This window comes from Streptomyces sp. WM6372, assembly GCF_001279655.1.
In the GTDB taxonomy this organism is placed as follows: domain Bacteria; phylum Actinomycetota; class Actinomycetes; order Streptomycetales; family Streptomycetaceae; genus Streptomyces.
The window spans coordinates 142285-155642 of the sequence record NZ_LGDB01000191.1 but is presented as its reverse complement, the minus strand read 5'-3'; the positions used below and the strand labels follow the sequence as shown (position 1 = coordinate 155642).

The window sequence follows — 13358 nt, the reverse complement described above, 5'->3', positions numbered from 1 at the left end:
CCCCCGTGGCTGACCTCCCCCTGCCCGCAGACGCCGCCGACTGGTGGCGCACGGCCGCCATCTACCAGGTGTACGTCCGCAGCTTCGCCGACGGCGACGGGGACGGCACCGGCGATCTCGCGGGCGTCCGGGCCCGCCTCCCGTACCTCGCCGAACTGGGCGTGGACGCCCTCTGGTTCACCCCCTGGTACCTTTCCCCGCTCGCCGACGGCGGCTACGACGTCGCCGACTACCGCACCATCGACCCCGCCTTCGGAACCCTCGCCGAGGCCGAGAAGCTCATCGCCGAGGCCCGCGCGCTGGGCCTGCGGACCATCGTCGACATCGTCCCCAACCACGTCTCCGACCAGCACGCCTGGTTCCGGGCCGCGCTCGCCGCCGGCCCCGGCAGCCCCGAGCGCGCGCTCTTCCACTTCCGGCCCGGCCGCGGCGAGGAGGGTGAACTGCCGCCGGGGGACTGGCCCTCGCAGTTCAACGGCGCCGCCACCTGGACGCGCGTACCCGACGGGGAGTGGTACCTGCACCTGTTCACCCCAGAGCAGCCCGACCTCAACTGGGACCACCCCGCCGTGCGCCGGGAGCACGAGGACGTACTGCGCTTCTGGTTCGACCGCGGCGTGTCCGGCGTACGGATCGACTCCGCGGCCCTGCTCGCCAAGGACCCGGCCCTGCCCGACCTGGCGGGCCGCCCTCCCGAGCCCTGGCCGCCCGGGACCGGTGAGGTCCACCCGTACATCGACCGTGACGACCTTCACACCATCTACCGCTCGTGGCGCGCGATCGCCGACGCCTACGGAGCCGTCTTCGTCGGCGAGGTCTGGCTGCCCGACTCCGAGCGCTTCGCCCGCTACCTGCGCCCCGACGAGCTGCACACCGCCTTCAACTTCTCCTTCCTCAGCTGCCCGTGGGACGCCGGGCGGCTGCGCACCTCCATCGAGGAGACCCTCGCCGAGCACGCCCCGGTCGGCGCCCCGGCCACCTGGGTGCTGTGCAACCACGACGTGACCCGTACGGTCACCCGCTACGGACGCGCCGACACCGGCTTCGACTTCGCCACCAAGGCCTTCGGCACCCCCAGCGACCCGGCCCTCGGCACCCGGCGGGCGCGCGCCGCGGCCCTCCTGACGCTCGCCCTGCCCGGCGCCGTGTACGTCTACCAGGGGGAGGAACTGGGGCTGCCGGAAGCCGACATACCGATCGGCCGGATCCAGGACCCCATGCACTTCCGATCCGGTGGCACCGACCCGGGGCGCGACGGCTGCCGGGTCCCGCTGCCGTGGACCGCGCAGCCGTGGCAGGACCCCTGGCTGCCGCAGCCCGAGGAATGGGGCACGTACGCCGCGGACCGCCAGGACGGCGACCCGGACTCCATGCTCACCCTCTACCGGACCGCCCTCGGGCTGCGCCGCGCGGCCGGCGGTTTCGGCGGCGGCTCGCTCGCGTGGCTGCCCGCGCCGCCCGGGGTACTGGCCTTCGCCCGCCCCGACGGGCTGGTCTGCGTGGTCAACCTGTCCGGCGGGCCGATCCCGCTGCCGGCGCATGCGAGCCTCCTGCTGAGCAGTTCCGCCCTGGACGGGGAGGGGCTGCTCCCGCCGGACACGGCGGTCTGGCTGCGGACCTGACCCCGCGGCCGGACCGCCGGCACGCGCCGGCCGCGCGTCACGGCATCGGCTGTGGCGGGCGGGGCCCCTGGTACTGGCCGCTCGGACGCATCCGGAGCGGCCGCTCCTGGTACTCCTCCAGCGCGTGCGCCATCCAGCCCGCCGTCCGGGACACCGCGAACACCGTCTCCCCGGCCTCGGCGGACATCCCGCTGGACACCGTCAGCACCGCCAGCGCCAGGTCCACGTTGGCGTGCAGCCCGCCCCGCCGGGCCGCCGCCGTCGCGACGACCTCCCGGGCGGCCGCCAGCGCGGGCCCCGCCTGGGGCACGCCCTCCAGCCGGGCGAACAGCGCCGTGGCCCGCGGGTCCTCGCCCTCGTACAGCCGGTGCCCGAGCCCCGGAACCCGCCGTCCCGCCCGCAGGTGGTCCGCGACCACCGGAGCGGCGCCGCCCCGCTCCAGAGCCTCCGCCAGCATCCGGTGCGCGAGCCGCCCGGCCGCACCGTGCAGCGGCCCCTCGAGCACGCCGAGACCGGCCGAGACCGCCGCGTACGGATGCGCCCGCGCCGACGCCGCCACCCGGACGGCCAGGGTCGAGGCGGCCAGGTCGTGGTCGATGAGCAGGGCGAGGGCCAGGTCCAGCGTGGCCAGCGCGTCCGGATCCGGCTCACGCGCCGTCAGCCGGGTCCACAGCTGCCGGGCCAGCCGGCCGTCCCCGCGCCAGCCGGGCGGGCCCACCTCGGGCAGCGCGCCGACCAGCGTCGGGATCAGGCAGCGCGCGGAGCCCAGTACGGCCTCCGCGGACAGGTCGAAGCGCAGCGGATCCGTCACCGCGGCGGCCGCCGTCGCCACCCGCAGCCGGTCGATCGGACCGCTGTGCTCGGGCAGCGCCGCCACCGCGCGCCGGGCGGCGGCCAGCGCCTCCGGGGGAGCGGTGAACCGGGCCCCGCGCGGCAGCGCCCCGGTCCAGAGCCACTCGGCGACCTCCTCGTAGCGGTACCGCGAAGCCAGCTCGACGGCGTCCACGCCCCGGAAGTAGTACCGGTCGGGCTCGATGAGCGTGAGCGCGGTGCGTACGGACAGCTCCGCGCCCGGGGCCGCCGCCGCTTCGCGCCGGCTGCGCAGGGCCAGGGCCTCCACCTCGCGCGCGTCGAAACTGCTGCCGCGGCCGACCGGGTCGCGGCGGCTGGTGAGCTGGCCGCGGCTGACGTACGCGTACACGGTCGCGGGCTTCACCCCCAACAGCTCCGCCGCCTGCCGGGTGCTGAGCCGGCGCTCGCCGTCCGCCTGATCATTCATGACACCCAGCCTACATATATTGATTCAATCAACATTGACAAGGATTCAATCCATGATGGATGGTCGATCCATGAACACCACCGTCGATGTGCCCCGCGGTCTCGCGGGAGTCGTGGTCACCGAGACCGAACTCGGTGACGTCCGAGGCCGCGAGGGCTTCTACCACTACCGCCAGTACTCGGCCGTCGAGCTCGCCGGGAGCCGCAGCTTCGAGGACGTGTGGCACCTGATGTTCCGCGGCGCCCTCCCGGCCGACGCCGCCGAGCGAGCCGCGTTCGCCGCCGAGATCGCCCCGCTGAGGCGGCTGCCCGACGCGGTGCAGGGAGCCCTGCCCGCCCTCGCCCGGGCCACTGCGCTCTCCGGCCCGCTCGCCGGGCTGCGGACCGCGCTCTCGCTGCTCGGCGCCTCCGCCGGGTTCCGCCCCGTGTACGACATCGACCCCGCGCGGCGGGCCGCCGACGCGCTGGCCGCCTGCGCCGCCGTACCGACCCTGCTCACCGCGCTGCACCGGCTGGGGCAGGGCCTGGAACCGGTCGAGCCGCGCGCGGACCTCCCGTACGCCGCCAACTACCTGTACATGCTCACCGGCCGGGAACCCGACCCGGTCAAGGCGCGAGCCGTCGAGCAGTACCTGATCTCCACGATCGACCACGGTTTCAACGCCTCGACCTTCACCGCCCGCGTGATCGCCTCCACCGGCGCGGACGTCGCCGCCGCCCTCACCGGCGCGATCGGTGCGCTCTCCGGCCCGCTCCACGGCGGTGCGCCCAGCCGGGCCCTGGACACCCTCGACGCCATCGGCACGGCGGACCGCATCGAACCGTGGATCCGCGAGCGGGTGCTCGCCGGGGACCGGATCATGGGCTTCGGGCACCCCGTGTACCGGACCGAGGACCCGCGTTCGCGGATGCTGCGGGAGATCGCGCTCCGCTTCGGCGGCCCGCTCGTGGACTTCGCCGTGGAGGTGGAGCGGCACGTCGAGGAGATCCTCGCGGAGCTCAAGCCGGGACGGGAGCTCCACACCAACGTGGAGTTCTACGCCGGAGTCGTCATGGAGCTGTGCGGGCTGCCGCGCGAGATGTTCACCCCGACCTTCTGCGCGGCCCGCGTGGTCGGCTGGAGCGCGAACATCCTCGAACAGGCCGCCGATTCGAAGATCATCCGTCCGGCCGCCCGGTACGTGGGCCCGAACCCGCCCGAGCCGGTTCCGGCGCTCGGCTGACTACGATCGGCCGTGTGAACAGCAGTCAGCCCGCCCGGCAGTCCGCTCGGCCGCCCGTCCGGCAGCCTGCCCAGCCGCCCGCGCCCGTCCAGCCGATCCCCGTCGTCGTGCTGTCCGGATTCCTCGGATCCGGCAAGACCACGCTGCTCAACCACCTCCTCGGGAACCGGGGAGGCACCCGGATCGGCGTCGTCGTCAACGACTTCGGCTCGATCGAGATCGACGCGATGGCGGTGGCCGGCCAGGTCGGTGACTCGATGGTCTCGCTCGGCGGCGGTTGTCTGTGCTGCGCGGTCGACGGCAGCGAGCTGGACGCGTACCTGGAGAAGCTCTCCGCGCCCGTCCACCGGATCGACGTGATCGTCATCGAGGCGAGCGGGCTGGCCGAGCCCCAGGAGATGATCCGGATGCTGGTGGCCGGCGAGAATCCGGCGATCCGGTACGGCGGGCTGGTCCAGGTCGTGGACGCGGCGGAGTTCGACGAGACCCGGGCCAAGCACCCGGAGACCGACCGCCACCTGGCCGTCGCGGACCTGGTGGTGCTGAACAAGACCGACCGGGTGGAGCCGGCCGGCCTCACCCGGATCGGGGCCGAACTGGGCACGCTCTGCCCCGGCACACCGGTGGTGGCCGCCGACCACGGCCGGATCGACCCGGAACTGCTCTTCGACCGGAGGCCGTGGACCGAGACCCGGGGCCAGCTGTCCTTCGAGGACCTGATCTCGCAGGCGAGGGACGACGCCGAGGCGGACCCCGAGGCCCACGACGCCGATCACGAGGACCACGAGGACCACGAGGATCACGCCGGGCACGCCCACACGGTCTACGAGAGCACGGAGTTCGTGTCCGAGCAGGCGCTGAACCCACGGCGGTTCATCGACTTCCTCGACCGCCGCCCGGCCGGGCTGTACCGGATCAAGGGCTACGTCCACTTCGGCGTCCCCGGCCACGAGGAGCGCTACGAGGTCCACGCCGTCGGCCGCTTCCTCCGTTTCGTGCCGGGCCCCTGGGGCCGGGGGGAGCCCCGCCGGAGCCAACTGGTCCTGATCGGCTCCGGTACGGATGCCCCCGCCCTCCTCCGCGAGCTGGAGGCCTGCCGCGAACCGGCCCCGCAGCACGCGTCGCCGGAGAGCATGTGGGGCGTCCTGCGCTACGTCGACCGCCCGGCACAGCCGGACGCGGGGCCCGAGCCGGAGACGGAGCCGGACGAGCCCGACGCGTACGGCGATCCCGACTCCGACCGAGACCCCGAAGACCTGTAGGCCGCGGCCGCCGTCAGGCGACCTCGACGCCGTACTCGCCCAGCAGGTCCTCCAGGCCCCCGCGGTAGCCCTTGCCGCCGATCACGAAGTCCCAGTCGCCGTTGGAGCGGCGCCGGAAGGAGCCGAGGACCAGCGCGGTCTCCCCGGCGCGCCCGTCGGAGACCTCCAGCCGGCCGAGTTCCTCGCCCCCCGCGGACAGCAGCCGGATGTGGGCGTCGGTGAACCCGGCGAGATCGGCGTGAGGATCGACCTCCGGGTCGATCGCGGCCACGAGGACCAGCCGGTCGGCGGGCTCGGGCAGGGCGTCGAAAGAGACCTCAAGCGCCGCCCTGTCGGGTGCCGCGTGCGCGCGGGCCCGGACCGAACCGTCCGGGGTCCGCGGGTTGTTGAAGAACACGAAGTGCTCCTCGCTCAGCACCCGGCTGCCCGTGCAGACGAGGGCGCACACGTCCAGCGCGACGGACCCCGACCAGGACATGCCGAGCACGTTGTGGTCCGCCGAAGGGGCGGCCTGCTCGGGTTCGGGCGCGCGCTGAGCCGGACCGCCGCCGAGCCGCCCGCGCAGGCCGTACTGGTGCAGCAGCTCGACGAGATCCGCCCCGGGAACCAACTCCAGCGGCTTGCCGTTGGCGAAGGTGTACGACCCGGGCCCGAAGGACGCGGTGGTGACGAGCACCCCCTTGTTCGCCCCCTTGTCCTGGACCGTGCCGTACAGATCACGCACGGCCGTCGGCGGCACCGTGTTCCGGTAGCGCTTGACCTGTACGACGATCCGCCCGCCCCGGATCGGCGCCGGATCCAGCGCCTCCACGTCCACGCCGCCGTCGCCCGACCGCTGGGTGGTCACCGCCTCCATGCCCATCGCCCGGAACAACTCGGCGACCAGGTTCTCGAAGGCGATCGGATCCATCACGAAGAGGTCCGGCTCGTCCTCGTCCGCGTCGCCCGCCTGCCCGCCGTGGCTGACGACCCCTCCGCCGACCTCGTCCGGCCGGCGCCCGGGACGCACCGCCGTCAGCTGGTCGGGCCGCGTCGACAACTGACCGCCCAGTCCCGAGACCAGACAGTCCACGGCGCTGACCTGCTCCAGGCGCAGCCCCGCGAACGCATCCCGCGCCGCCGGCACCGTGGAGAGGACGCACCGCGCCTCCTGTCCCGTCGCCGGATCGTGGCCCTCCACGAACCCGTTGACCACGACCGAGTCCAGCACGCCGAACTCGTCGGCCGCGTACAGCTCGCGCACCACCAGCAGCATGCACTGCGCCAGCAGGTCCCGGTACAGCGCCCGGCGCTCCGTCACCGGGCGGGGCTTCACCTTGTCCTGGTCCGTACTCGGGAGGTACTGCACCGCCCTGGCTTCCGGCACCACCGCGTAGCCGGGGAGCTCCCAGTCCAGCACCAGCTGGCGCGCCGCCGGGTCGTAGGCGGCCGCCACCTGCCTCGGCAGCGCCTCGGGCCAGGCCGTCGACGCGTACAGGGCGGCCGAGAAGTACTCCACCGCCGCCTCCGCGTCGCCCGTGCGCAGGGCGGCGGCCAGCTCGGTGAGCCCGCTGTTCCGCGCCCTGACCCCGGCGAGCTGCTCCGCCGCCCACCGGTCGTACTGCTGCCGGTACGCCGCCAGTTGCTGCCGGCGCTGCTGCTCCGCGGCGTTCGCGGTCTGCCAGGCCTGGGTGTACCGGGCGTGCGCCTCCCGCTCCGCCTGCGCGCGGTGGTTCGAGCCCAGCGTCCAGCCGCTGCTCTGCTGCTGGAAGTCCTCGATGCGCGGCATCGGCACCGGCTGCGCCAGGGCTCCGGGGTTGAAGGGTTCCAGCTGCTCGCCCCGGGCCAGCGCGGAGATCCGGAACGCCGGTGCCCGGCAGCCCGCCACCAACAGGCCCTTGAGGGCGGCGACCTCGGCGTCGAGCTGCGCGGTGCGCCGCAGGGCCTCCGCCTCGCGGTACTGCCGGTGGCTCCGGTTCGCGTCCCGCTCGTAGGCCCGCTGCCGGCGCTCCGCCTCGCGCTGCTGGATCACCTGCGTCTGCTGCTGCCGGCGCTGGGCCTCGGCCCAGTCCCCGATCAATCCGCCCGACCGACGACTCATCAGCTGTGTACTCCCCCCACCAACACCCAGAGGGAAAACACTAGTCGGCATTCGGGTGGTACGTCCCCCCGGTCGCACCACCCGAATGCCGTCCTACGACCTACAGGGCGCCCCCCGCCAGAGCGGCGACGACCGCGGGCAGCGCGGCCCCCGATCCGTCACGGCGCGGGTCCACGGCCGGCAGTTCGGCCGGGCTCCCGTTCGCCAGGGCGGCGCGGACCGGCGCGTTGCCGGCCCAGGCCAGGACCAGCAGGTCCTCACCCTTCAGGAACCGCTGGCAGCGCACGCCGCCGGTGGCCCGGCCCTTGCGCGGGTACTGGTCGAACGGGGTGAGCTTCCCGGACAGCATCGAGTCGTCCAGCGTCCCGTGCGAGCCCGCCACCGTGAACACCACGGCGTCGCGCGCCGGGTCCACCGCCGAGAAGTGGATCACCTTGGCGTTCTCGGAGAGCTTGATGCCCGCCATACCGCCCGCCGGGCGGCCCTGCGGGCGCACCTGGCCCGCGGGGTAGCGCAGCAGCTGGGCGTCGTCGGTGAGGAAGACCAGGTCCTCCTCGCCCGTGCGCAGTTCGACCGCGCCGACGATCCGGTCGCCCTCCTTGAGGGTGATGACCTCCAGCTCGTCCTTGTTCGCCGGGTAGTCCGGCACGACGCGCTTGACCACGCCCTGTTCGGTGCCCAGGGCCAGGCCCTGCGAGGACTCGTCCAGCGAGGTCAGGCAGATCACCTTCTCGTCCGCCTCCAGCCGGGAGAGGAACTCCGAGACCGGGGCGCCGCCCGCCAGGTTCGGCGCGGCGTGGGTGTCCGGCAGCTGCGGCAGGTCGATCACCGCGAGCCGCAGCAGCCGCCCGTACGAGGTGACCACGCCGATGTCGGCCCGGGCGGTCGCGGCCACCTGCGAGACGATCAGGTCGTGCTTCGCGCGGGATCCGCCCTCCTCTTCCGGCAGCGGGTCGCCGCCCGCGGTGCGCGCCAGCAGGCCCGTCGAGGACAGCAGGACCCGGCACGGGTCGTCCGCGACCTCCAGCGGAACCGCGGCGATCGCCGTGCCCGCCGACTCCAGCAGGACCGTCCGGCGCTCGGTGCCGAACTTCTTGGCGACCGCGGCCAGTTCCGTGGAGACCAGCTTGCGCAGCTCCGTGTCGGACTCCAGGATCCCGGTCAGCTCGTCGATCTCGCCCGTCAGCCGGTCGCGCTCGGACTCCAGCTCGATCCGGTCGAAGCGGGTGAGCCGGCGCAGCGGGGTGTCCAGGATGTACCGGGTCTGGATCTCGCTCAGCGAGAAGCGCTCGATCAGCCGCTCCATCGCCTGAGCCGAGTTGTCGCTGTCCCGGATGATCCGGATGACCTCGTCGATGTCGACCAGGGCCACCAGCAGGCCCTCGACCAGGTGCAGCCGGTCCCGGCGCTTGGTGCGGCGGAACTCGCTGCGCCGCCGCACGACCTCGAAGCGGTGGTCGAGGTAGACCTCCAGCAGCTCCTTGAGGCCCAGCGTCAGCGGCTGGCCGTCGACCAGCGCGACGTTGTTGATGCCGAAGGACTCCTCCATCGGCGTCAGCTTGTACAGCTGCTCCAGGACGGCCTCCGGGTGGAAGCCGTTCTTGATCTCGATGACCAGGCGCAGACCGTGCGAGCGGTCGGTGAGGTCCTTGACGTCCGCGATGCCCTGGAGCTTCTTGGAGCCGACCAGGTCCTTGATCTTCGCGATGACCTTCTCGGGGCCGACCGTGAAGGGCAGTTCCGTGACGACCAGGCCCTTGCGGCGCGCCGTCACGTTCTCCACGGCCACCGTGGCGCGGATCTTGAACGTGCCGCGGCCGTTCGCGTAGGCGTCCTTGATCCCCGAGAGGCCCACGATCCGGCCGCCCGTGGGCAGGTCCGGACCCGGTACGAAGCGCATCAGCGCCTCCAGGTCCGCCTGCGGGTAGCGGATCAGGTGGCGGGCGGCGGCGATGACCTCGCCCAGGTTGTGCGGGGGCATGTTGGTGGCCATGCCGACCGCGATCCCGGAGGCGCCGTTGACCAGCAGGTTCGGGTACGCCGCGGGCAGCGCGACCGGTTCCTGCTCCTGGCCGTCGTAGTTGGCGGTGAAGTCGACGGTGTCCTCGTCGATCGACTCCGTCATCAGTGACGTGGCGTCCGCCATCTTGCACTCGGTGTAACGCATCGCGGCCGGCGGGTCGTCGTTGCCGAGCGAACCGAAGTTGCCGTGGCCGTCGACCAGCGGCAGCCGCATCGAGAAGGGCTGGGCCATGCGCACGAGGGCGTCGTAGATCGACGCGTCTCCGTGCGGGTGCAGCTTGCCCATGACCTCGCCGACGACGCGGGCGCACTTCACGTATCCGCGGTCGGGGCGCAGGCCCATCTCGTTCATCTGGTAGACGATGCGCCGGTGTACCGGCTTCATGCCGTCCCGGGCGTCGGGCAGGGCGCGGGAGTAGATCACCGAGTACGCGTACTCGAGGAAGGAGCCCTGCATTTCGTCGACGACGTCGATGTCGAGGATCTTCTCCTCGAAATCCTCCGGCGGCGGGGTCTTCGTGCTGCGGCGGGCCATCGCTGCGCGGCTCCTTAACCAAGAAAGAAAGTGTGCTGGGGGTCTGGCGGCTGGTCTGATCGGCGTTGACGGGGTTGTCGCGGACCATTGTGGCCCGAGGCACCGACAACGCCGACTCCGACCCTGGGGTCACCCCCGGACGGAGGCGTGGGTGAGTGCGAGCCGGGAACTTCTCCGGTCCCCGACGCGCTTGCATACAGTGGCAGGTCTGACGGAAAAATCTGCATCGCGATCGAAGGGACCACATGCCCATGGGTCACACGGCCACAGCCCAGGCCGGCTCCGGCGGCCTGACAGCGACCGAGCACCGGCTGGCCAACGGCCTGCGCGTGGTGCTCTCCGAGGATCACCTGACCCCGGTCGCCGCGGTCTGCCTCTGGTACGACGTCGGCTCGCGCCACGAAGTCAAGGGGCGAACAGGCCTGGCTCACCTCTTCGAGCACCTGATGTTCCAGGGCTCGGCGAGCGTACCCGGCAACGGGCACTTCGAGCTGGTCCAGGGGGCCGGCGGTTCGCTCAACGGCACCACCAGCTTCGAGCGCACCAACTACTTCGAGACCATGCCGGCCCACCAGCTGGAGCTCGCGCTCTGGCTGGAAGCCGACCGGATGGGCTCGCTGCTGGCCGCCCTGGACGACGAGTCCATGGAGAACCAGCGCGACGTCGTCAAGAACGAGCGCCGCCAGCGGTACGACAACGTCCCGTACGGCACGGCCTTCGAGAAGCTGACCGCCCTCGCCTACCCCGAGGGCCACCCGTACCACCACACCCCGATCGGCTCCATGGCCGACCTGGACGCGGCCTCCCTGGAGGACGCCCGCGCCTTCTTCCGTACGTACTACGCGCCCAACAACGCGGTGCTGTCGGTCGTCGGCGACATCGACCCCGAGCAGACGCTCGCCTGGGTCGAGAAGTACTTCGGCAGCATCCCCGGGCACGACGGCAAGCAGCCGCCGCGCGACGGCGCGCTGCCCGAGATCATGGGCCGCCAGCTGCGCGAGGAGATCGTCGAGGAGGTCCCGGCCCGTGCGCTGATGGCCGCCTACCGGCTCCCGCACGACGGCACCCGCGAGTGCGACGCGGCCGACGTGGCCCTGACCGTGCTGGGCGGAGGCGAGTCCTCCCGGCTGCACAACCGCCTGGTACGCCGTGACCAGAGCGCCGTCGCCGCCGGTTTCGGCATGCTGCGCCTCGCCGGTGCGCCCTCGCTGGGCTGGCTGGACGTGAAGACCTCCAGCGGCGTCGAGGTGCCCGCCATCGAGGCGGCCGTCGACGAGGAGCTCGCGCGGTTCGCCGCCGAGGGCCCGACCGCCGAGGAGATGGAGCGCGCCCAGGCGCAGCTGGAGCGCGAGTGGCTGGACCGGCTGAGCACGGTGGCCGGGCGCGCCGACGAACTGTGCCGCTTCGCGGTGCTGTTCGGCGACCCGCAGCTGGCGCTCAGCGCGGTCGGACGCGTCCTCGACATCACCGCCGAGGAGGTGCAGGCCGTGGCCGCGGCCCGGCTGCGCCCCGACAACCGCGCGGTGCTGGTGTACGAGCCGCTCCCGGCAGAAGCCGGCGAGAACGGTGCGAGCGACGAGAACGAAGGGGCGGAGCAGTGAGCGACACCGCAGCCGTCACGATGACCTTCCACCCGCAGCCCCAGGCCGGGCAGGCCCGGCCGTGGGCCTTCCCGGCCCCCGAGCGCGGCTCGCTGCCCAACGGCCTGACCGTACTGCGCTGCCACCGGCCCGGCCAGCAGGTCGTCGCCGTCGAGGTCAACCTCGCCGCCCCGCTGGACGCCGAGCCCCAGGGCCTGGACGGCGTGGCGACCATCATGGCCCGCGCGCTGTCCGAGGGCACCGACAAGCACTCCGCCGAGGAGTTCGCGGCCGAGCTGGAGCGCTGCGGCGCCACGCTCGACGCGCACGCCGACCACCCGGGCCTGCGGGTCTCCCTGGAGGTCCCGGCCTCCCGGCTGGCCAAGGCGCTGGGCCTGGTCGCCGAGGCCCTGCGCGCACCCGCCTTCGCCGACAGCGAGGTCGACCGGCTGGTGCGCAACCGGCTCGACGAGATCCCGCACGAGCTGGCCAACCCGCAGCGCCGGGCCGCCAAGGAGCTCTCCCGGCAGCTCTTCCCGCAGGCCCTGCGCATGTCCCGGCCGCGCCAGGGCACCGAGGAGACGGTCGCCCGGATCGACTCCGCGGCCGTACGCGCCTTCTACGAGGCCCACGTACGCCCCGCCACCGCCACCGCGGTCGTCGTCGGCGACCTGACCGGGATCGACCTGGACGCCGTCCTGGGGGACACCCTGGGCGCCTGGACCGGCAACTCCGCCGAACCGCTCCCGGTTCCGCCGGTCACCGCCGACGACACGGGCCGCGTGGTCATCGTGGACCGGCCCGGCGCGGTCCAGACGCAGCTGCTCATCGGCCGGATCGGGCCGGACCGGCACGACCGGGTCTGGGCGGCGCAGGTGCTCGGCACGTACTGCCTGGGCGGCACCCTCACCTCGCGCCTGGACAAGGTGCTGCGCGAGGAGAAGGGCTACACGTACGGCGTGCGCGCCTTCGGCCAGGTGCTGCGCTCCACCGCCGACGGCAAGGGCGCCTCGATGCTCGCCATCAGCGGCTCGGTGGACACCCCCAACACCGGCCCGGCGCTCGACGACCTCTGGAAGGTGCTCCGCACCCTCGCGGAGGGCGGCCTGACCGACGCCGAACGGGACGTGGCGGTGCAGAACTTGGTGGGCGTGGCCCCGCTGAAGTTCGAGACGGCCGCGGCCGTCGCCGGCACGCTCGCCGACCAGGTCGAGCAGGAGCTTCCGGACGACTACCAGGCGCAGTTGTACGCGCAGCTGGCCCAAACGGGCACGGTGGAGGCGACGTCGGCCGTCCTGGCCGCCTTCCCGGTGGACCGCCTGGTCACGGTCCTGGTGGGCGACGCCGCGCAGATCGAGGAGCCGGTGCGGGCCCTCGGGATCGGTGAGGTCACCGTCGTCACCAACTGACGGACTCTCCAAGGGGCTCCGGCGGCTTGTCCGCCGGAGCCCCTTTTGTCTGTTTAGTGGAGAGGTTGCTCGTATGGGGTGTGGCGTATGCAACAAAAACGCGTGTCTGTTTGGCGATTGACTGATGATCCGCCTAGCGTCGGCCGTGCTGTCCGTCAGTTGTACGCGCCGCATCCGCGGCACCGGGCAGCGATCGCCGAGTCCCCGTCAGGCGCGAGCCTGGGGAGCCGGGGACCCACATGTGTCCCTGGGGTGAATCGGACCGCCTCGTCAGAGGGGGCCCGTAGGAGACCTTCCTGCTCCGAACCCGTCAGCTAACCCGGTAGGCGAGAAGGAAGGAAAGGATC

At 72.9% G+C, this 13358-nt stretch carries 8 protein-coding genes and 1 riboswitch; of the genes, 5 read left to right on the top strand and 3 right to left on the bottom strand.

Annotation, left to right across the window (positions count from 1 at the left end; translation table 11 throughout):
* The first annotated feature begins 5 nt into the window (after positions 1 to 5).
* Positions 6 to 1622 (top strand): glycoside hydrolase family 13 protein, encoded by a 1617-nt coding sequence (locus tag ADK52_RS21630; RefSeq protein ID WP_053691480.1) that lies wholly within the window; start codon positions 6 to 8, stop codon positions 1620 to 1622.
* A 37-nt stretch (positions 1623 to 1659) separates the two neighbouring features.
* Here the strand turns inward: ADK52_RS21630 and ADK52_RS21625 are convergent, their stop codons facing one another.
* Positions 1660 to 2901 carry a citrate synthase gene (locus ADK52_RS21625; protein WP_053691479.1) on the bottom strand — a complete coding sequence of 414 codons (1242 nt, stop codon included), beginning with the start codon at positions 2899 to 2901 and terminating at the stop codon, positions 1660 to 1662.
* A gap of 55 nt (positions 2902 to 2956) precedes the next feature.
* Here ADK52_RS21625 and ADK52_RS21620 point away from each other — a divergent pair, with 55 nt between their 5' ends.
* On the top strand, positions 2957 to 4123 hold the full coding sequence (locus tag ADK52_RS21620; protein WP_053691520.1) for a citrate synthase/methylcitrate synthase: 1167 nt from the start codon (positions 2957 to 2959) through the stop codon (positions 4121 to 4123).
* A gap of 95 nt (positions 4124 to 4218) precedes the next feature.
* A complete protein-coding gene (locus ADK52_RS21615; RefSeq protein WP_053691519.1) occupies positions 4219 to 5385 on the top strand; it encodes a CobW family GTP-binding protein in 1167 nt (388 codons plus the stop codon).
* Between the two features lie 13 nt (positions 5386 to 5398).
* Here ADK52_RS21615 and ADK52_RS21610 read toward each other — a convergent pair whose 3' ends face one another.
* On the bottom strand, positions 5399 to 7465 hold the full coding sequence (locus ADK52_RS21610) for a restriction endonuclease (RefSeq protein WP_199828532.1): 2067 nt from the start codon (positions 7463 to 7465) through the stop codon (positions 5399 to 5401).
* A gap of 100 nt (positions 7466 to 7565) precedes the next feature.
* Positions 7566 to 10022: a DNA gyrase/topoisomerase IV subunit A gene (locus tag ADK52_RS21605; RefSeq protein WP_053691477.1), complete on the bottom strand. Its 2457-nt coding sequence runs from the start codon at positions 10020 to 10022 to the stop codon at positions 7566 to 7568.
* 251 nt (positions 10023 to 10273) lie between these two features.
* Here ADK52_RS21605 and ADK52_RS21600 point away from each other — a divergent pair, with 251 nt between their 5' ends.
* Positions 10274 to 11623 (top strand): M16 family metallopeptidase, encoded by a 1350-nt coding sequence (locus tag ADK52_RS21600; RefSeq protein WP_053691476.1) that lies wholly within the window; start codon positions 10274 to 10276, stop codon positions 11621 to 11623.
* Positions 11624 to 11643: 20 nt separating this feature from the next.
* Positions 11644 to 13011, top strand: a complete 1368-nt coding sequence (locus ADK52_RS21595) for a M16 family metallopeptidase (RefSeq protein WP_053691518.1) — start codon at positions 11644 to 11646, stop codon at positions 13009 to 13011.
* Between the two features lie 184 nt (positions 13012 to 13195).
* A riboswitch (cyclic di-AMP (ydaO/yuaA leader) is annotated at positions 13196 to 13355 on the top strand.
* The last annotated feature ends 3 nt before the right edge of the window (positions 13356 to 13358 follow it).

What these genes read in the sequence shown, in the direction of transcription:
- ADK52_RS21620 (WP_053691520.1), top strand. Translation starts at nt 2,957, where the DNA reads ATGGATGGTCGATCCATGAACACCACCGTCGATGTGCCCCGCGGTCTC.
- ADK52_RS21625 (WP_053691479.1), bottom strand. Translation starts at nt 2,901, where the DNA reads ATGAATGATCAGGCGGACGGCGAGCGCCGGCTCAGCACCCGGCAGGCG.
- ADK52_RS21600 (WP_053691476.1), top strand. Translation starts at nt 10,274, where the DNA reads ATGGGTCACACGGCCACAGCCCAGGCCGGCTCCGGCGGCCTGACAGCG.
- ADK52_RS21610 (WP_199828532.1), bottom strand. Translation starts at nt 7,465, where the DNA reads ATGAGTCGTCGGTCGGGCGGATTGATCGGGGACTGGGCCGAGGCCCAG.
- ADK52_RS21595 (WP_053691518.1), top strand. Translation starts at nt 11,644, where the DNA reads ATGACCTTCCACCCGCAGCCCCAGGCCGGGCAGGCCCGGCCGTGGGCC.
- ADK52_RS21605 (WP_053691477.1), bottom strand. Translation starts at nt 10,022, where the DNA reads ATGGCCCGCCGCAGCACGAAGACCCCGCCGCCGGAGGATTTCGAGGAG.